This window comes from Undibacterium sp. Rencai35W (assembly GCF_049340185.1).
Lineage (GTDB): Bacteria > Pseudomonadota > Gammaproteobacteria > Burkholderiales > Burkholderiaceae_D > Undibacterium.
Genome location: NZ_JBMPPC010000001.1, coordinates 49,278 through 67,586, shown reverse-complemented (window position 1 = coordinate 67,586; position 18,309 = coordinate 49,278). Strand labels below are relative to the sequence as shown.

Annotated in this window: 18 protein-coding genes and 1 tRNA gene; 12 read left to right on the top strand and 7 right to left on the bottom strand. The window is 50.4% G+C overall.

The features are described 5' to 3' along the window. Window positions 1–36: 36 nt before the first annotated feature. The 5 genes from nusA to ACO0K3_RS00265 form a co-directional block, all read right to left on the bottom strand. On the bottom strand, window positions 37–1,596 hold the full coding sequence (nusA, locus tag ACO0K3_RS00285; RefSeq protein ID WP_422960671.1) for a transcription termination factor NusA: 1,560 nt from the start codon (window positions 1,594–1,596) through the stop codon (window positions 37–39). Beyond that, a complete protein-coding gene (gene rimP, locus ACO0K3_RS00280; protein ID WP_422980843.1) occupies window positions 1,593–2,078 on the bottom strand; it encodes a ribosome maturation factor RimP in 486 nt (161 codons plus the stop codon). Before rimP ends, nusA begins: the two co-directional genes overlap by 4 nt. 226 nt (window positions 2,079–2,304) lie before the next feature. Beyond that, window positions 2,305–3,906, bottom strand: a complete 1,602-nt coding sequence (locus ACO0K3_RS00275) for a pseudouridine synthase (protein WP_422980841.1) — start codon at window positions 3,904–3,906, stop codon at window positions 2,305–2,307. Further along, window positions 3,893–4,744: an SMC-Scp complex subunit ScpB gene (scpB, locus tag ACO0K3_RS00270; protein WP_422980839.1), complete on the bottom strand. Its 852-nt coding sequence runs from the start codon at window positions 4,742–4,744 to the stop codon at window positions 3,893–3,895. The genes ACO0K3_RS00275 and scpB overlap by 14 nt, the downstream gene beginning before the upstream one ends. A 381-nt stretch (window positions 4,745–5,125) precedes the next feature. Further along, window positions 5,126–5,202, bottom strand: a tRNA-Met gene (locus tag ACO0K3_RS00265). Between the two features lie 253 nt (window positions 5,203–5,455). On the opposite strand from ACO0K3_RS00265, the gene ACO0K3_RS00260 reads away from it, so the two are divergent. The 6 genes from ACO0K3_RS00260 to ACO0K3_RS00235 all read left to right on the top strand — a co-directional run bounded on the left by ACO0K3_RS00260 (window position 5,456) and on the right by ACO0K3_RS00235 (window position 11,046). Further along, window positions 5,456–6,022, top strand: a complete 567-nt coding sequence (locus tag ACO0K3_RS00260; RefSeq protein WP_422980837.1) for an NUDIX hydrolase — start codon at window positions 5,456–5,458, stop codon at window positions 6,020–6,022. A 45-nt stretch (window positions 6,023–6,067) separates the two neighbouring features. Continuing rightward, complete coding sequence (locus ACO0K3_RS00255) at window positions 6,068–7,273, top strand: YbfB/YjiJ family MFS transporter (RefSeq protein ID WP_422980835.1); 1,206 nt, start codon at window positions 6,068–6,070, stop codon at window positions 7,271–7,273. After that, the gene (gene aat, locus ACO0K3_RS00250; protein ID WP_422980833.1) at window positions 7,270–7,986 is read left to right on the top strand and encodes a leucyl/phenylalanyl-tRNA--protein transferase; all 717 of its coding nucleotides are present in this window, start codon (window positions 7,270–7,272) and stop codon (window positions 7,984–7,986) included. The genes ACO0K3_RS00255 and aat overlap by 4 nt, the downstream gene beginning before the upstream one ends. After that, a complete protein-coding gene (locus tag ACO0K3_RS00245; protein ID WP_422980831.1) occupies window positions 7,986–8,708 on the top strand; it encodes an arginyltransferase in 723 nt (240 codons plus the stop codon). Before aat ends, ACO0K3_RS00245 begins: the two co-directional genes overlap by 1 nt. Window positions 8,709–8,876: 168 nt before the next feature. After that, window positions 8,877–9,920, top strand: a complete 1,044-nt coding sequence (locus ACO0K3_RS00240) for a quinone-dependent dihydroorotate dehydrogenase (RefSeq protein WP_422980829.1) — start codon at window positions 8,877–8,879, stop codon at window positions 9,918–9,920. Between the two features lie 82 nt (window positions 9,921–10,002). After that, window positions 10,003–11,046: an aldo/keto reductase gene (locus ACO0K3_RS00235; RefSeq protein WP_422980827.1), complete on the top strand. Its 1,044-nt coding sequence runs from the start codon at window positions 10,003–10,005 to the stop codon at window positions 11,044–11,046. A gap of 117 nt (window positions 11,047–11,163) precedes the next feature. Here ACO0K3_RS00235 and ACO0K3_RS00230 read toward each other — a convergent pair whose 3' ends face one another. Beyond that, window positions 11,164–12,141: a peptidylprolyl isomerase gene (locus tag ACO0K3_RS00230; protein WP_422980825.1), complete on the bottom strand. Its 978-nt coding sequence runs from the start codon at window positions 12,139–12,141 to the stop codon at window positions 11,164–11,166. Window positions 12,142–12,339: 198 nt separating this feature from the next. Here ACO0K3_RS00230 and ACO0K3_RS00225 point away from each other — a divergent pair, with 198 nt between their 5' ends. Further along, a complete protein-coding gene (locus ACO0K3_RS00225; protein WP_422960654.1) occupies window positions 12,340–12,831 on the top strand; it encodes a pilin in 492 nt (163 codons plus the stop codon). Window positions 12,832–13,134: 303 nt separating this feature from the next. On the opposite strand, the gene ACO0K3_RS00220 is transcribed toward ACO0K3_RS00225, so the two are convergent. Then, window positions 13,135–13,365 carry a hypothetical protein gene (locus tag ACO0K3_RS00220; protein ID WP_422980823.1) on the bottom strand — a complete coding sequence of 77 codons (231 nt, stop codon included), beginning with the start codon at window positions 13,363–13,365 and terminating at the stop codon, window positions 13,135–13,137. 226 nt (window positions 13,366–13,591) lie between these two features. On the opposite strand from ACO0K3_RS00220, the gene ACO0K3_RS00215 reads away from it, so the two are divergent. From ACO0K3_RS00215 to ACO0K3_RS00195, 5 genes are all read left to right on the top strand, one after another. Continuing rightward, a complete protein-coding gene (locus ACO0K3_RS00215) occupies window positions 13,592–14,026 on the top strand; it encodes an antibiotic biosynthesis monooxygenase family protein (RefSeq protein WP_422980821.1) in 435 nt (144 codons plus the stop codon). Between the two features lie 457 nt (window positions 14,027–14,483). After that, on the top strand, window positions 14,484–15,257 hold the full coding sequence (locus tag ACO0K3_RS00210; protein ID WP_422960651.1) for a sulfite exporter TauE/SafE family protein: 774 nt from the start codon (window positions 14,484–14,486) through the stop codon (window positions 15,255–15,257). Between the two features lie 76 nt (window positions 15,258–15,333). Then, complete coding sequence (locus ACO0K3_RS00205; protein WP_422980819.1) at window positions 15,334–17,040, top strand: nitrite/sulfite reductase; 1,707 nt, start codon at window positions 15,334–15,336, stop codon at window positions 17,038–17,040. 35 nt (window positions 17,041–17,075) lie between these two features. Further along, window positions 17,076–17,597 (top strand): DUF934 domain-containing protein, encoded by a 522-nt coding sequence (locus ACO0K3_RS00200; protein WP_422980817.1) that lies wholly within the window; start codon window positions 17,076–17,078, stop codon window positions 17,595–17,597. Next, window positions 17,594–18,307, top strand: a complete 714-nt coding sequence (locus ACO0K3_RS00195; protein WP_422980815.1) for a phosphoadenylyl-sulfate reductase — start codon at window positions 17,594–17,596, stop codon at window positions 18,305–18,307. Before ACO0K3_RS00200 ends, ACO0K3_RS00195 begins: the two co-directional genes overlap by 4 nt. Window positions 18,308–18,309 lie beyond the last annotated feature (2 nt).

Genomic DNA, 18,309 nt, shown 5'->3' with positions numbered 1-18,309 from the left:
GCCTGATAAAACGCTTTAATGATCATTAACTCGGAATTATTTTGCTTCTACGAGTTTCCACGCTGCGGCCAACAAAGCCTTCGCATGATCATCATATTTAGCGTCGATGAGCTTCATCTCATCATCAGTCACATCTTCAAATGCATCTTTAATCAATTGGCGCGCACGTTCAGCAGACAAGGCCAAAATCGCTCCAAATTCGTCATACGCCAAGCCGCCAAAAGCATCCAGCGTCTTGATACCAGCCAGACCTAACTTGCCAGCGATCACACGAGTCATACCCTCGAGATTAATCAGCGCATCTTCTACACCCTCAACACCTTCTTCAGAAGCGATAGCCTCAGTCAGCAAGGCATCTCTGGCACGATTACGCAGCTCGTTGACGGTATCTTCATCGAAGGCGTCAATTTCCAGCATTTCGCTGATCGGCACGTAAGCAATTTCTTCCAGACTGGAAAAACCCTCATCAACCAGGATGTCGGCGACTTCTTGATCCACGTCAAGTTTTTCCATGAACAAAGCACGAATACCAGCAGTTTCCTGCTCAGCTTTATTTGCAGACTCTTCTGCTGTCATAATGTTGATTTGCCAGCCAGTCAGCTCAGCCGCTAGGCGTACGTTTTGACCACTGCGACCAATTGCAATCGCCAGATTCTCTTCATCAACAACCACGTCCATACCATGTTTCTCTTCATCAACCATGATAGAAGAAACATTCGCGGGAGCCAGAGCACCGATCACGAATTGTGCCGGGTCTTCAGACCACAAAACGATGTCTACACGTTCGCCGCCCAACTCACCAGTTACAGCCTGCACACGTGAGCCACGCATACCGACGCAAGTACCAATAGGATCAATACGCTTGTCGCTAGTGTAAACAGCAATTTTGGCACGTACGCCGGGATCACGTGCAGCAGATTTAATAACCAGTGAGCCTTGTTCAATTTCCGGCACTTCGAGTTCAAACAATTTCATGATGAACTCTGGTGCTGTACGGGACAGGATGACTTGCGGACCACGGGCATTGCGATCAATACGCAAAATATAAGCACGAACGCGATCACCGACACGCAGATTTTCTTTAGGAATCATCTGATCACGAGGCAGGCGGGCTTCAATCTTACCGGACTCCACCACAGCTTCGCCACGTTCCATGCGCTTAATGGTACCTGTGACCAGGGAATCACCACGCTCCAGGAAATCAGCCAAAATTTGCTCACGCTCGGCATCACGGATACGCTGCAATACAACTTGTTTCGTATCTTGCGCAAAACGACGACCCAACTCAACGGACTCGATCGGCTCTTCAATGCACTCATCGACTTCAATATCCGGATACTGCTCAACTGCCTCGAAATGCAAAATTTCCTGGTCCGGCAATTGCAAACCCGCATCATCCGGAACAACGCGCCAGCGACGATAAGACTTGTACTCACCAGTATCGCGATCAATTTCTACGCGAATATCAACTTCGCCTTCGTAACGCTTCTTTGTGGCCTGTGCCAAAGCATGTTCCAGCGCACCAAAAACGATATCTTCATCGACGTTTTTTTCACGCGCCAGCACATCAACTAATAGTAAAACTTCGCGACTCATGCTTTGCGACTCCTAAAATCCACTTGTGGCACCAAACGTGCCTTATCCACATCGGCGAGCGTAAACTCCAGCATTGCCGCCCCGTCTTTACCTTCAAATTCCAACTTCAACGTATCACCTTCAGGCTCGTGCAATACGCCTTCAAATGTTTTGCGATTTGCCGCACCCGCCATAGGCAAACGTAATTTAATTGTCGCTTTCTCACCTGCAAAGCGCGTAAAATCTGCCAATTTCTTGAGCGGACGGTCCAAGCCAGGAGAGGATATCTCCAAGCGCTCGTAGAGCACATTTTCAACCGTTAATACGTGCGACAACTGGTGACTGACTTTCTCACAGTCTTCGACTGTAATATTGCCTTTTTCCAGATCAGCAGGCAGATAGTCAATGTACACCCTGAACAAGCCACGCTCTGCCCGCTCAAAATCCACCAGATCGTATCCGGTACCATTCACGGTTTTTTCTATCAATTCCAACAACTGCAAGAGTGTTCTCCGAAAAGTGCAGATTTACCTAAGCCACGTACATCACAGCATTGTTTCGCCGAAGCATTAAAACGCTTCGCCAAAAAAAAATGGGCAAAGCCCATCTTTTTTACAACGCCAGCATCGATTACAAGTGATGGAGGCAAATCTTCTAACTCCAAGATTATAAACGATTATTTACTCTATCGCAATGGAAAAACAGAGTAAATACTGGGCAAGCAACACATTAACCGCCCTTAGAGCGGCGACGCGCCGCAATACCTTGACCAATAGCCTGGCCACTACCACGCGCAGTACCGCCATTGCCCGCACCGCCAGTACGCCGCGGACGTCCCGCATCAGGAAATCCCAATGCAGTTTGCAAAGGATCTGGCTGACGAGGACGTTTTTTCCCCTGGGCATCGCCATTCGCACCACGAGGCGCACCAAACTCTGCGCGCGGCGCGTTAAAGCGACTAGCTGGCTTATCAAACGGATTCACCGGACGACCGGGAGCTCTATTGCCATTAGGGCGGGCAGCAGGATCTTTGCCGACAGGCTTATCGCCGCCGACTTTCTCCAACCCGCTGAGCTTCAGCAAACTGCGTACAGCATCCTCTTCCAGCTCATCCCAGCGACCACGCTTTAGACCAGAGGGCAGTGTCATTGCACCATAACGAGTACGAATCAGACGAGATACCGTCAAACCAACTGCCTCGAACATACGACGCACTTCGCGATTACGACCCTCACCGATAACGACGCGATACCATTTATTAACGCCTTCGCCACCGCCATCCATAATTTTGGAAAATTGTGCCAGACCATCTTCAAGCTCAACGCCTGCCAATAATTTCTGGCGCATTCCCTCTTCTAGATCACCCAGTGTACGCACCGCGTATTCACGTTCAATGCCATACCGCGGATGCATCAGACGATTTGCCAGATCACCGGATGTCGTGAACAACAACAAACCCTCGGTGTTGTAATCAAGACGCCCGACCGCCAACCATTTACCGACCTTCATTTGCGGCAAACTCGCAAACACAGACTGGCGACCTTCAGGATCACTAGTGCTGACAATTTCTCCGGCTGGCTTGTGGTAGATCAGCACGCGCGGCGGTTTTTTACTGATTTTTCTTTGGATTGGCTTGCCGTTGATACGCACCGTATCCGTAGGCAAAATACGCTGACCGATGTGTGCCGGCTCGCCATTGACAGAAACGCGTCCGGCAACAATCAAGTCCTCCATATCACGACGAGAACCTAGACCAGCTTCAGCCAGCACCTTATGCAATTTAGGCGCATCGTCTTCGGCCGTCAAATCCCGACGCACAGGTTTAGCATTGCGCCCTTTGGCCTTATTCGCTGCATCAGCATCCGCATCAAATGCCTCAGATGTAACAAATGAAAATACATCATCCGCATTATTGGCAACTGGCTTCATACCCTGTCGCGCTCCGCGCGCCTGACTTGGATGTCGCCCTTTACCCGCATGCGAAGAGCGATTCCCAGCCTGCTCATCTCTTGGCCCACGTGACCCCTGCACTCTTGCTCCCTCGCGACGCGGCGACTCACCGCGCTCGGTTCGCTCACCCTGCGCCCGCGGCGGACGCGGCTTACGAACCACGCCTTCAGATGCGCCTTTACGCTCAGGTGCAGCCACGTCGATTGCAGCTACCGCCGGAGTCAAAGCATCCGCCTCAACCACATCCGACTTCGGTCGCGAGCGACGCAAATTACGCGGGCCTCTGACGCCACGTTTAGCGGTCTTTGGCGAAGAATCATCACTACCCGAGGCTTCTCCGGCAACGCTGGACTTAATATCGTCTGGATTATTTGTGTTCATTATTCTGTTCTAAATTTGACTGACTTAATGCCGAAGCATTCACATCGGATTCCGATGCCAACTCTTGACTTACCACCTCAACAATCACGTCGGCTTTTTGCGTGTCGTTTTGAGTATCATTATTGGTAGTACCTAGCATTTCACTTTCCACCTCAACCCCTGTCGAGGAAGACACGATCAGGCTTGCCACTTCCTCCGGCACTATTTCTGCAAGTTCATCCTGAAGCGGCAATATTTCCTGCTCAGCAAACATGTTCGCTCCAAGTGCATCCAATTCCTGAGCACCCTCTTCAGCAACATTATCTTTAGTCACCTGCTGCAGAGGAGGCAACTGATCCAGAGAGGACAATCCCAAATCATCCAAAAACTGTTTCGTCGTCGCAAACAATGATGGGCGGCCAGGCACATCTCTATGCCCGATCGTTTCTATCCAGCCACGATCTTCTAATGTTTTGATCATCTGGGAGGCCACAGTAACACCGCGAATCTCCTCGATATCACCGCGCGTCACAGGCTGACGATAAGCGATAATCGCCAGCGTCTCCAGCGTTGCTCTTGAATATCTGGGCGGCTTTTCAGGATTTAAGCGATCTATATAAGCACGCATCTCCGGACGACTCTGAAAACGCCAGCCAGTAGACAAGCCCACCAGCTCAATCCCCTTACCCGACCAGTCAATACGCAAATCTTCCAGCATCGATTTAATCGTATCAGCACCAACTACTTCACTGGAATCGTCACTGTCCTGAAACAGTTTTTTCATCGTATTGACGGTAAGCGGCTCATGCGCGCATAGCAAGGCGGTTTCGAGAACTCGCTTGGCCTCAGCAGTATTCATGCAAACTCTTTAGCACATTGATTAGTTGATCTGATGAAGCATAGAACGGCACTGAAAGAAGCTCTTCAGCCAAAACCTGTTCTGTAATTTATGTCACTCTATTTAAGGTGACGGATGCCATCTAGGCGAACAATTACTGTTTGACATTAACCAAAAGGATCATTGGTTATGCGTTCATTTCGCTGTGTGCATTTCATCACCGGATCAAGATCATTGTGCACTAGCGCACCAGCAAACCAATCCGAACCAATCCGAACCATGATGAAACTTATTAAGCAACTTCGACACTGGATTGTAGTCCAGAATTTCGACTCAAATCAAAGAATAATCATCCGGCTAATAAAAAAGCCACGTTAATACGTGGCTTTTTTATTGTAATTCTGGTTGCGGGGGCAGGATTTGAACCTACGACCTTCGGGTTATGAGCCCGACGAGCTGCCAGACTGCTCCACCCCGCGTCTGAGAAACAAGACTATATCCGACTTTGCTGCTTTGCGCAATGACTTTCTCAGTTTTGTCCGTGCATCGCCAATGTTACCCGCAAGTTTCCGGCGTTTTATGTGCACTTATAGCACGCCTGAATTTGCCTTGGAGTCGACAAAAATGACATCCTGATCTGGAGTGATACACTTAGGCTTGAGTTACGCATCACTCATCCGGTCGCGGACTTCACTTATATTAATCCCTTCATCCAATTCCATTGTTTGTTCTATGAAATTTTGCTCCGAATGTGCATCGCCTGTTGTGATCGAAATCCCCGCTGACGACACTCGTGAGCGTCATGTCTGCCCCAGTTGCGGCACCATTCATTATCAGAATCCCAAAATGGTCGTCGGCTCTATTCCAGTATGGGAAAAAGACGGCGAGATACAGATACTCCTGTGCAAGCGTGCGATCGAACCGCGCTATGGCTATTGGACCTTGCCGGCAGGATTCATGGAAAACAATGAAACCACCAGCCAGGCAGCGCAAAGAGAAACCGTTGAAGAAGCTGGCGCCAATATCGCACTCCATGAATTGTTCTCGATTCTGAATGTGCCGCATGTACATCAGGTTCATTTATTCTACCGGGCGACTTTGCTCGATACCAACTACCAAGCCGGCACCGAGAGCCTAGATGTGCAGTTATTTACGGAAAAAAATATCCCCTGGGATGACATCGCCTTCCCGACCGTCAGTCATACCCTGAAGTTTTTCTTCAAGGATCTGGCGCTGGTGAAACAAGGCGGTGAATATCGCTTGCACGAGCACGACATCTTCAAACCGATGCGCAGCTAATTAAGTATTCACCGCCTTCCCGTCATCAGCAAAAAAGAGACTCAGATGAACCCACAAGCTGAACGCATTAAAGTATTAAGTGCAGGTATCTTCAGCTTGATTCTTGCTGTTGGCATCGCCCGCTTTGCCTACACGCCGCTGTTACCAGTTATGCAGCAACAAGCAGGGCTCGGCATTTCTGCCGCTGGCTGGCTGGCGACATTCAATTACGCAGGCTATCTTAGCGGCGCATTGATCGCCTCACAGATCAATGACTTACACCTCAAGGACAAACTCTACCGGACCGGCCTGATACTGGCGGTACTCAGCACGATCATGATGGGGGTAAGCAGCAATCTCATTGTATGGATTATTTCCCGCTATATCGCCGGATTGTGCAGCGCTGCCGCTATGTTACTGGGTACTGGACTGATATTAAACTGGCTCATCCGGCACAATCACCGCAGTGAATTAGGCATTCATTTTTCCGGCCTAGGATTAGGCATTGCAGGTTGTGCTGCCGCAGTCGCCTTCATGAGCCACTCACTCGACTGGCGCGAGCAATGGTTTGTGTTTTCTGCGATCGGATGTGTTCTGCTGATACCCGCACTACGCTGGCTGCCAGCACCGGATAGCAGTGCGCTAACGACCAGTGGCAAAACGATGGAAGACAATCCACCTAGCGCTTTATTCTTAAAAATATTCATGGCAGCTTATTTTTGCGCAGGCGTGGGCTATGTCGTCAGCGCAACCTTTATTGTTGCCATCGTTGATCGCCTGCCTGGCTTAGCAGGAAAAGGAACCTTGGTATTTTTTGCCATCGGCATTGCGGCAGCTCCCGCCTGCATCATCTGGGATCTGGTCGCGCGCAAAGTGGGTGACCTGGATGCATTATTGCTTGCCGCGGTTCTGCAAATCGCCGGAATTTTATTACCCGTTGCGGTTGGCGGCCTCACTGCGGCGATCGCTGGTGCACTGCTGTTTGGTGGTACTTTTATCGGCATGGTTAGTCTGGTACTGAGTATGGCGGGTCGCTACTATCCGACGCGCCCGGCGAAAATGATGGGCAAAATGACGATTTCATATGGCGTAGCTCAGATCATCGCACCTACGATCACCGCCTGGTTCGCCGCATATCAAGGCGGCTATGCATCGGGCTTATATCTGGCCGCTGGCGCAATGACGATCGGCGTAGGGTTGTTACTCTTATTGAAAATCATCGAAAATCGCGAAACGTCCCAGCGAACCATAACCCGGCAAGCTGATACATGATCCCCTGGCTGGAGGTGGACACGCCGTTTCCCGACGTTGAAACGGCTTTACTGGAAAAAGACGGTGCAGCAGGATTGCTGGCGGCAGGTGCCGATTTGTCTGCTGAGCGCTTGCTCGACGCCTATCAACACGGCATCTTTCCCTGGTTTTCAGAGGGGCAGCCTGTTTTATGGTGGTCTACCGATCCGCGCATGGTATTAAGAACCGCCGATTTCAAGTTATCCGACAGTCTAAAAAAGACGCTCAAAAAAACCGGCAAAGACCCTCGCTGGGAATACCGCTTTGACAGCGCATTCGAGCAAGTCATGCGCGCCTGTGCTGCACCACGCCGCGATGGCGCCGGCACCTGGATATCAGAAGAGATTGTGGCTGGCTACTGCGCCCTGCATGCCGCGGGCTACGCTCACTCGTCCGAAGTCTGGCTTGATGGCGAGCTGGTCGGTGGTGCTTATGGCGTTTGCATAGGTCGCATGTTTTACGGCGAATCGATGTTTGCAAAAGTCAGCGATGCGTCAAAGATCGCCCTCGCCCATCTAGTATTTTTCTTACGTGAAAACGATGTGGAAATGATAGACTGCCAGCAGCAGACCGCGCATCTGGCGTCTCTGGGCGCCAGGCCGATCAGCCGCAGCGATTTCATCGCTCACCTGCAACATGCGATTAGCCTGCCGCCTATTTTGAACTGGACGCCGATTACCTGGGTGAATAAGTAGTGACTCAACTCAACGAATTACCATTTTCCAGCATACAGTTTTATGCAACCGCACCCTATCCATGCAGCTATCTGGATGGACTACAAGCACGCTCTCAAGTTGCGACTCCCGCGCATTTGATCAATGCCGATACCTATTCCGAATTAATCAAAAACGGCTTTCGCCGCAGCGGGATTTTTATTTACCGCCCTCATTGCGATACCTGTCAGGCCTGTACGCCAGTACGTGTGCGTATCCGTGAATTTACTGCCAATCGCAGTCAGCGCCGCGCCCAAAGCAAGCACAGCAACCTGGTAGCCCGTGTTGCATCACTCACCTACTCACACGAACATTATGAGTTGTATCACCGCTATCAAAATCAACGCCATGCAGGTGGCGGCATGGATCACGACAGCCGTGATCAATATGCGCAATTTTTATTGCAAAGTCGGGTAAATACACGTCTGGTCGAGTTCCGTGACGAGCAGGATATTCTGCGCATGGTGAGTATTATTGACATCCTGAGTGATGGCCTATCGTCGGTTTATACTTTTTATGATCCGGACGATCATGCCGCCTCGTACGGCACCTTTAACGTGCTCTGGCAGATCAAGCAGTGTCGCGAGCTGAACTTACCCTATTTGTATCTGGGCTACTGGATCGCCGCCAGTCCAAAGATGGCGTACAAAACCAACTTCAAGCCACTGGATGGATTACTACAAGGACACTGGCAAGCACTTTAATCATGTCATAACAATGCAGAGCGATGCATCCCAATTCGCATGCAATCTGCCCGGAACCACGAATACCTGTCACCGCAACATATACTGGGTGATGTATATTTTTAACCACCATATATAAATTGCGGAATCAAGCCTATTTTTACCTATACTCCCCCAATTAATAAAATCATGCCTGATAAATTATTCTATGCCTTAGCGCGGCCCCTACTCTTTTCGATGGACGCAGAAGAGGCGCACAACTTCACTCTACCTGCCCTGCGACGCTCGGCATCGCTAGGCCTGACCAAACTCATCGCCAAACCCGTCAGCGATCCGCGCACAGTCATGGGCATCACCTTCCCCAATCCCGTAGGTCTGGCAGCAGGCCTCGACAAAGACGGTGCGTATATCGATGGTTTGGCGAGCCTGGGCTTTGGCTCGATTGAAATCGGTACCGTGACACCCCGTGCACAGGCCGGCAATCCCAAGCCGCGCATGTTCCGCCTGCCCAAGGCCAACGCCATCATCAATCGCATGGGATTTAATAATGGCGGCGTTGATGCCTTCGTCAACAATGTGCAGGCATCGCGGTTTTATCAGGACAAGCAAGGCATCTTGGGGCTGAATATCGGCAAAAATGCCGATACACCGATCGAACGCGCTGCTGACGACTATCTGCTCTGCCTAGCAAAAGTCTACCCCTACGCCAGCTATGTGACGGTCAACATCTCATCACCGAACACCAAAAATCTGCGCCAACTGCAAGGTGCCAGCGAAGTCGATGCCCTGCTATCACAACTCAAAGACGCGCAACAACGACTCGCAGATCAGCACAAACGTTATGTGCCTCTGGCATTAAAAATCGCTCCTGACATGGATAGCGAACAAATCAAGAACATCGCCGAAGCCCTGTTACGTCACAAGATCGACGGCGTCATCGCCACCAACACCACCATCACCCGCGATGCGGTCAAAGGTCTTGAGCACGGCGAAGAAGCTGGCGGCCTCTCCGGTGAACCGGTGTTCGAATTATCTAATCAAGTGATACGCGCACTCAAATCCGAACTCGGCGACGCCTTGCCGATTATCGGTGTCGGCGGCATTTTTTCCGGGGAAGACGCGCAAGCCAAAATGCGCGCAGGTGCCGCCTTGGTACAGGTATATTCCGGCCTGATTTATCGCGGCCCGGCACTGGTCAGGGAGTGCGCTGCAGCTTTGCGCAATTCGCGCTAAAGTAAATGGGTTTTCTGTACCGGCCTCCCCATGTATGCGGAGCCGGATAACCTTCATTCCTACCACCACGGCTCTCTTATTTATGCAAACGACACAACTCGGCACCAGCAATTTACACGTATCCAAAATCTGTCTCGGCACCATGACTTTCGGCGAGCAAAATAGTGAAGCCGACGCCCATAGCCAGCTTGATTATGCCTTGGAACGCGGCATTAATTTTATCGATACCGCCGAGATGTATCCAGTCATGCCACGCGCCGAAACCCAAGGCTCCACCGAACGTTACATCGGCACCTGGCTCAAAAAATCCGGCAAGCGCAAAGACATTATTCTGGCCACCAAAGCAGCAGGCCCGTCACGCGGCTTCGGCTGGATACGCAATGGAGATACGGACCTCTCACCTGCCAATATCCGGGCCGCCGTTGAAACCAGCCTGCAACGACTGCAAACCGATTACATCGATCTGTATCAACTGCACTGGCCAAGTCGCAATGCACCAATCTTCGGACAAAAATCCTTTGACCCGGCGCTGGAACGTCCGTCAGTAGCGATCGCCGACACATTAGGCGCACTCGATGAACTCGTCAAAGCAGGCAAGATCCGCCAGATCGGCGTATCCAACGAAACCGCCTGGGGTGTCGGCGAATTCGTCAAGCAAGCCGAACAACAATCCGTTGCCCGCATCGTCTCCATCCAAAATGCCTACAACCTCGTCAACCGCAGCTTTGAGCAAGGTCTGGATGAAACCTGTTTCCGCGAAAATGTCGGCCTGCTTGCCTACAGCCCGCTCGCTTTCGGCCAACTTACCAATAAATACAATGAAGATGCCAACGCCGCCGGTCGACTGACACGCTTTCCGGCAACCTGGAGTCCACGCTATATGCGCCCGACTGTCTTCGAGGCCAGCCGCCGCTATGCCGAACTCGCCCGCGCCCACGGGCTCACACCAACGCAACTCGCTCTCACCTGGTGCTACTCACGCTGGTTCGTCGCCAGCACAATTATTGGCGCCACCAATCTGGCGCAACTCAAAGAAAACATCAACGCTTTTGACATCCATCTGCCGGATGAGCTGATCGCTGGCGTCAACGCGATTCATGCAGAGTTGTGCAATCCAGGGCAGTAAACATTAGTGGATAAAACTTCATGTTTTAATGTTGATCCACTAATGAAATAGAGACACTAAATTACCTAGGTAATTTAGTGTCTCTATTTTTTAAATACAATACCAAATAGTATAACTTTATCCTTTTGGTCTCACCACCACCGGCACATTACACAGATCAATGTGCCCTGCCGGAACTTTATACCAGTCACCGCTACGGTTACGTTGCGCCTCAACGATAGATTTAAATGTCGGTGTGTCGGTGCGAATGATTTCTAATTTGCTGCGCTCGGCCTCGGGCACATCGGCGGCAATACGAATCGATTTTATTGGCGTCATTTCTTCTGGTTTTTCATAGAAGCCCAAGGCACCTTTACCACGTGGCATCGTGGTCAGTAACTCCATGCCCTGCATCACGCGCCCTACCACCGTGATATTGCGATCTAACTGACGCGGTGCCTGACCGGTGATGACATAGAGCGAAGTACCATCGCCGCTATTTGACTCGTTGCCACGAGCGACACCAACGGCCGCATAGCAATGTGCGAGCCAAGCGGTGCCGTTTTTCGGATCGCGTCCAGCAGGAAAACCATTGGCGTGTCCAACCTGAGGCGCATAGCCATCGACATCGGGCAAACGCGTGAACGGAAGTTTTTTATCGTATTTGACGGTAAATTCCGGCTCAAGATTTTTGCGGGCGGTTTTGACTTCACGTTTTTTAGCTGGATTTTCATCTTCGGGGTCTGCCCATTGCACGACATAATTTTCTTGTGAACGCACGATCGCCAGCCCGTTGAAATATCCCTCCCTAACCAGAGCTTTGATATTTTTCGCATGATTCGGAGCAAAGTCGGGTGCCAGCTCCATCACGACACGACCTTTTTCCAGTTCTATATACAAGGTATTTTCAGGATCGAGCGCGCGCCAGTCCGCGGCGCTGGAAGCCTTGATTAGGTCAGCCATTGCAGGTTTCGCTTTAGGTTTAGATTCTTCCGCAACCGCATACGAATGCGGCATCCATCCCAGAGTGCCGAGTAAAGCACCGGCGATAAAAGGGACTGTCAAATAGGTAGATAAGTAAGTAGATGAGTAGCTAGACTTGAGCGAACGACGCATGTAATGACTCCGGAGTATGGATACACAATGGATGGAAAGCCGGGTTAATTGCCCTGTGAGCAGGCATGTGACGGTACGCGATAGGCGACAATTTGTCCAGACGCAGAAAAATGTAGATTCTCACTGCTGAGCCATGCAGGAGGAGCGAGAACCTGAGTTAAACTATATTTAATCCAGCTCAACCGCCTTGATCCCAATATGAAAAAACTACATTCAGGATTTACCTTAGTCGAAATGATGGTCGTGATCGCGGTCATCGGGATACTGGCAGCGATGGCCTATCCGTCATTTCAGTACCGGATCATACAAAAACAAATCGAGTCGATTACGCCATTGACCGACGTCGCAAAAAAACCAGTGGCAGCAATATGGGCCGCCACACAAAAAATGCCTGCGGATAATGCGGCAGCGGGATTGCCAAGTGCCGACAAAATGGTCAATAACTTTGTCAGCAGCGTCAGCGTTACCGACGGCGTGATCAACGTAACATTTGGCAATCAGGCAAATGGCGTCATTAAAGGCAAAGTCCTGACCATGCGGCCAGCGGTCGTTGCCGATGCGCCTGTAGTTCCTGTGGAATGGGTCTGTGGCAGCGCCGATGTCCCGGAAAAGATGACAGTCAAAGGGATAGACCAGACCACCATCCCGCCCGGGATGCTGCCGTTTAGTTGCAGGAAGCGTAGCAAGTAAGCAGGCGTTATTGCTAGGCTCCAGGAAGACGGTATTTTATTGAACCTCATGTCAAAACCGATCACTATTTTTCACGATTTTCTTGGTCACACTTCACCTTGGATATCGCGATGAATCTGGCTATGTATTCTTTTATCTGAAAATTCGCCCGATGAACTGGGTTTGATCAATTTTATTCTTGAATGAATAAGTGAATAAGTGAATGGGTAAGTAGATAAATAGTAGAACACGCATATTTTATGCGGCTCGCAGCCACCTTTCAGCCGGAGAGCCGCATGATTATTGCGGATTCTGTTTCAGCTCTCACTGTCCCGATTTTAATTTGATGCATTGCGCATCCTTGTAAGGGCCGCTTGCCTTGTCCCAGCCTTCGCCCGGTGAGGTTTGCGAACAGACCTCAGTCGTCTCGATTTTGCTGCGCCATTTGTACCAATCTGCAGGAGCGGCAGATATAGCAACCGGAACAGACAAACAAAATACAACGATCAAGAGATTGCCGATTTTTTTCATTGAATTTTTTACTGCGTTTTTCATTGCATTTATCATTACCCACAGCGCCTTTGATCTGTCCTGATCATAAGAACGGCTACCATCACTAGCGCTGGTGGACTTGTTGTGCCAGAGAGTTTTTGGCAAAATTGACCGCTGCTTGAAACTACACCGCGTCATGAACACCTGCAAGTTAGCGATAAATCCAGTAATACATTATACGTTCGATATTACTGAAGGCCGTTCTCGCTGCCAATCGCGGCAAGGCATCATGTACCATAAACTCACAGACAAGAACCATGCACGCACCAACCCACTCAATTTTTTATCCGCGAACACGACAATGACAACCAAGACACCTCAGCCTGGTGCTGTAATGACAGAACGTTGTCCGGGATTCATGGTGCTATACCGCTGGCGACTGCACCCAGGATCAGAAGCCGGATTTATTGAAGCCTGGACCCGTATTTCTGAGCTGTACCTGACTCAACGCGGCTCACTGGGGTCGCGCCTGCACAAAGGCGACGACGGAATCTGGTATAGCTACGCACAATGGCCTAGTGCCGCAGCCAGGGATGCTGCTTTTGCGAGTGCCTCTTTAGACGCAATGGCGGCGGCGCAAATGCGTGTTGCAATCGCCGAGAGTCTGCCTGAGGTGATATTGGCGCCAGTGTCAGATTTGCTCAAACTGGCAAATGAGGCCTAGCTTGAGCAGTAGGACTCGAACAGCCAAGATCATTGCCATAAATATTATTCATAGGCCATTCAGGACTTACACAAAACGATCAGTGACTTACCGCCAGTCACATTGAATCCGCAGGCTGGACGCGGCTTACAAAGGGTATTTGTGCTAACAGGCCCACTCAGCTTAGGTATTCGCTTAGGGATTCGCATACGGATTCATTTAGGGAATTTTTTAACAAGCCTTTAGTCGACATTTTCTGGAACCGCTTACTCCTGCCTTTTCTAAGTGTCTCAATATCTTTGTGTCTATGGGGTAAGCGGTCTTGGTTTTTGCGCAATTCTTACTATTTATTCATGCAGGCATAGGTATTCTTGAAACAAATTTACTTATATCAAAACCACATATAAGCAAATAAATACTAAGTAGTTTGGAATAAAGCCCTTAGCTATTACGATTCCTCCTCTTAATGTGAGGTGGTATGACTTTAACCTATGTGATTTCTGGATTTGCGGTGGGTACGCTGGTCGGCTTGACTGGCGTAGGCGGCGGATCATTGATGACGCCTTTGCTGACCTTATTGTTCGGCGTGTCGCCTAGTGTCGCCGTCGGCACTGATCTGGCTTTTGCGTCGATTACCAAGGCCACCGGCACTTTCACGCATCGCTTGCGCGGTACGGTAGATTGGCATGTTGTACGTTTACTGTGCTACGGGGCATTGCCTGCGGCGTTGATCGCCACGCTGAGTCTGAAGTATTTTGGCACGCTGAATAAAGAAATCGGTCAGGTAATACGCTATTCCATTGCCGGATCTGTCTTGCTGACTGTCATCGCATTGCTGTTCAAGGCTAAAATGTTAGCCTGGCTCAATCGTCATCCGGAAAAACAATTGCATGGCACGTCCCTGGCCGTAGCGACGATCGTTTCCGGTGCTTTGCTCGGTACGCTGGTCACAATTTCGTCGATCGGTGCAGGCGCGATTGGCGCGACTCTGCTGGTGATGCTGTATCCGCGTATGTCAGCAGCACATATCGCCGGGACAGACATTGCCTATGCGGTACCGTTGACGGCGATCGCTGCGGTAGGTCACTGGTGGCTGGGATCGATTAATTGGGAATTACTCGGGACATTATTGCTCGGTTCTTTGCCAGGTATCACAATAGGATCCATGGCTGCACGCGCTGTACCAGAAAAATTTTTACGCGGATTGCTTGCAACGACACTGACGCTGGTTGCTGCCAAGCTGGTTTTGTAAGCTGCCGTGTGCAATTATTTGCAACGATTGTTTGTCATTATTTCGTCACCCTTCAAGCGAATTTTAGGATTAGATTATGTATCGCTACGATCAACACGATCATCAAATCATCAAAGAGCGGATTGCCCAATTCCGTGATCAGGTAAGTCGCCGGATTTCAAATGAGCTGTCTGAAGATGAGTTCCGTATCCTGCGCTTGCAAAACGGCTTATACATGCAGCGTCACGCGTATATGCTGCGTGTGGCGGTTCCTTACGGCATGCTGTCGTCGGCGCAAGTACGTAAATTTGCGCATATTGCGCGCAAATATGATCGTGGCTATGGTCACTTCACGACGCGTCAGAATATTCAGTACAACTGGATCAATCTCGAAGACACACCGGATATCCTGGAAGAATTAGCCTCGGTAGAAATGCATGCCATCCAGACCTCCGGTAACTGCATGCGCAATATCACGTCGGATGAATTTGCCGGTGTGGCTGCGGATGAAATCATTGATCCGCGTGCCTATGCTGAAATTTTGCGTCAGTGGACGACTTTCCATCCTGAGTTCGCTTACTTACCGCGTAAATTTAAAATCGCCATCAATGGATCGAAAGAAGATCGCGCCGCGATTGCGGTGCATGACATTGGTCTGACCGTCGTCTATAACGAGGCTGGCGACGTCGGCTTTAAAGTCATGGTCGGTGGCGGCATGGGGCGTACACCTATTCTTGGCAGTGTCATACGTGAGTTCTTGCCATGGCAGCATGTGATGACGTACCTGGAGGCGATCCTGCGTATTTATAACCAGTACGGTCGCCGCGACAATATCTACAAAGCACGTATCAAAATTCTGGTGAAAGCAATCGGCGCTGAAGAGTTCGCTCGTCAGGTGGAAGAGGAATGGCAAGACATCAAAGATGGTCCTGCCACATTAACGGAAGCCGAATTAAAACGCGTCGCCAGTTATTTCACGACACCGGACTACGAGACCTTAGCCGCCAGCGATGCGACATATGAACAGCATCTGGCAGACAATAAAGCCTTCGCCAACTGGGTCAAACGCAATGTGAAACCGCACAAAGTTGCCGGTTACTCTGCAGTTGTTTTATCCCTGAAAAAGCCCGGTGTGCCTCCGGGTGATGCGAGCGCAGAACAAATGGATTTTGTGGCCGATCTGGCGGATCAGTTCAGCTTCGGTGAGTTGCGTGTTACGCATGAACAAAATCTGGTGTTGTCTGATGTCAAGCAGTCCGATTTGTTCAAGGTATGGCAAGAAGCCAAAGCACATGGTCTGGCAACGCCGAACATCGGCTTACTGACCGATATGATCTGCTGCCCGGGCGGTGATTTCTGCGCGCTGGCGAATGCTAAATCGATTCCTATCGCACTGGATATTACCGATCGTTTTAATGACCTCGACTACCTGCATGACATTGGCGACATCGAATTAAACATGTCCGGTTGTATCAATGCCTGCGGCCATCATCACGTCGGCAATATCGGTATTTTAGGCGTGGATAAAGATGGCAGCGAGTGGTATCAGGTTTCTATCGGTGGCGCTCAGGGCAATCATGCGGCTATCGGCAAAATTATCGGCCCGTCGTTCGCAGCTGGCCAAATGCCGGAAGTCATTGCCCGCATCATTGAAGTGTATGTCAGAGACCGCCTGGAGAACGAACGCTTTATCGATACAGCTCAGCGGCTGGGAATTGCGCCGTTCAAGGAATACGTCTATGCCAGTCCGATCAAAACAACAGAGCATCATGGCGAAGATGCCGGCTCTGCTGTCACATATTAAATCCGGCACTTAGACGAAAGCGCAGAAAGAAAATCATGAGAGAAATTATCAAAGATAAAGCGATCGTTCAGGATGACTGGACCGTCTTGAGCCTGGCCGAAGATGAGACGCCGGATGCCGTTGTTGTGCCACAAGGCAAGGTCATTGTCCCGCTTAAAGTCTGGCTGTTACAGCGAAATAGTCTGGTAAGCCGCACGGATATTGGGGTCTGGTTTAGCAGCGATGAACAAGCCAAGGAATTAAAGGACGATATCGCTCATTTTAGTTTGCTGGCGGTGGACTTTCCCAAATTTGCCGACGGCCGTGGCTATTCGATCGCTTACAACTTGCGCACCCGTTTTGGCTTCGCCGGCGAATTACGTGCCATTGGCGATGTCTTGCGCGATCAGCTGTTTTATATGCAGCGTGTTGGATTTAATTCTTTTGCGACACGTCCAGATAAAAATATCCGCGATGCGATCAAAGGTCTGACTGATTTTTCAGAAAAATATCAGACCTCATGGGATGAAAAAAATCCTCTGTTTCGCCGCGCCGAACGTAGTGGAGCCGCGCAATGAGCGATTTTGACTCACGCCTGGCAGATACCCGGGCGATCTTGGCACGTATTGCAGCGGACTTCGCGCCTGCGGTATTTGCTTCGAGTCTGGCTGCTGAAGACATGGTACTGACCGATCTGATTTTGCGTCACCAACTGGCTATCGGCATCTTCTCCTTAGAAACAGGTCGTCTGCATGCAGAGACTCTAGGGATGCTCGACAAAGTGAAAGAGACCTATGGCAGCGACATCGTCTTATTTAAACCCGAGGCCAGTGCAGTAGACGCCTATGTTCAGCAACATGGCTTGAATGCGTTCTATGACAGCGTCGAAATGCGTAAAGAATGCTGCCGTATTCGTAAAGTCGAACCGCTCAATCGTGCTCTGGCGGGCAATCAGGCATGGGTCACCGGTCAGCGCCGCGCGCAGGCTGCCACCCGCACCGAATTAGCGGTACAGGAAGATGACACAGCACATGGCATGCAAAAATTCAATCCGCTGGCGGACTGGTCAGAAGAAGATGTCTGGCACTATATTCGCAGCAACAATGTGCCTTACAATCCTTTGCATGACAAAGGCTACCCGTCTATTGGATGCGAGCCCTGCACCCGTGCGATACAAGCTGGCGAAGATGTGCGTGCTGGTCGCTGGTGGTGGGAAAATCCTGACTCCAAAGAATGCGGATTACATGTCGTCGATGGCAAGCTGATCCGAATCAAACAAGTAAGTTAAGC

Excerpts from the sequence above, each read along its gene's own strand:
- ACO0K3_RS00260 (WP_422980837.1), top strand. The coding sequence starts at position 5,456 with ATGAAATTTTGCTCCGAATGTGCATCGCCTGTTGTGATCGAAATCCCC.
- ACO0K3_RS00255 (WP_422980835.1), top strand. The coding sequence starts at position 6,068 with ATGAACCCACAAGCTGAACGCATTAAAGTATTAAGTGCAGGTATCTTC.
- ACO0K3_RS00240 (WP_422980829.1), top strand. The coding sequence starts at position 8,877 with ATGCCTGATAAATTATTCTATGCCTTAGCGCGGCCCCTACTCTTTTCG.
- ACO0K3_RS00235 (WP_422980827.1), top strand. The coding sequence starts at position 10,003 with ATGCAAACGACACAACTCGGCACCAGCAATTTACACGTATCCAAAATC.
- ACO0K3_RS00205 (WP_422980819.1), top strand. The coding sequence starts at position 15,334 with ATGTATCGCTACGATCAACACGATCATCAAATCATCAAAGAGCGGATT.
- aat (WP_422980833.1), top strand. The coding sequence starts at position 7,270 with ATGATCCCCTGGCTGGAGGTGGACACGCCGTTTCCCGACGTTGAAACG.
- ACO0K3_RS00275 (WP_422980841.1), bottom strand. The coding sequence starts at position 3,906 with ATGAACACAAATAATCCAGACGATATTAAGTCCAGCGTTGCCGGAGAA.
- ACO0K3_RS00215 (WP_422980821.1), top strand. The coding sequence starts at position 13,592 with ATGTACCATAAACTCACAGACAAGAACCATGCACGCACCAACCCACTC.
- ACO0K3_RS00195 (WP_422980815.1), top strand. The coding sequence starts at position 17,594 with ATGAGCGATTTTGACTCACGCCTGGCAGATACCCGGGCGATCTTGGCA.
- ACO0K3_RS00200 (WP_422980817.1), top strand. The coding sequence starts at position 17,076 with ATGAGAGAAATTATCAAAGATAAAGCGATCGTTCAGGATGACTGGACC.
- ACO0K3_RS00210 (WP_422960651.1), top strand. The coding sequence starts at position 14,484 with ATGACTTTAACCTATGTGATTTCTGGATTTGCGGTGGGTACGCTGGTC.
- ACO0K3_RS00220 (WP_422980823.1), bottom strand. The coding sequence starts at position 13,365 with ATGAAAAACGCAGTAAAAAATTCAATGAAAAAAATCGGCAATCTCTTG.
- ACO0K3_RS00230 (WP_422980825.1), bottom strand. The coding sequence starts at position 12,141 with ATGCGTCGTTCGCTCAAGTCTAGCTACTCATCTACTTACTTATCTACC.
- scpB (WP_422980839.1), bottom strand. The coding sequence starts at position 4,744 with ATGAATACTGCTGAGGCCAAGCGAGTTCTCGAAACCGCCTTGCTATGC.
- nusA (WP_422960671.1), bottom strand. The coding sequence starts at position 1,596 with ATGAGTCGCGAAGTTTTACTATTAGTTGATGTGCTGGCGCGTGAAAAA.
- ACO0K3_RS00225 (WP_422960654.1), top strand. The coding sequence starts at position 12,340 with ATGAAAAAACTACATTCAGGATTTACCTTAGTCGAAATGATGGTCGTG.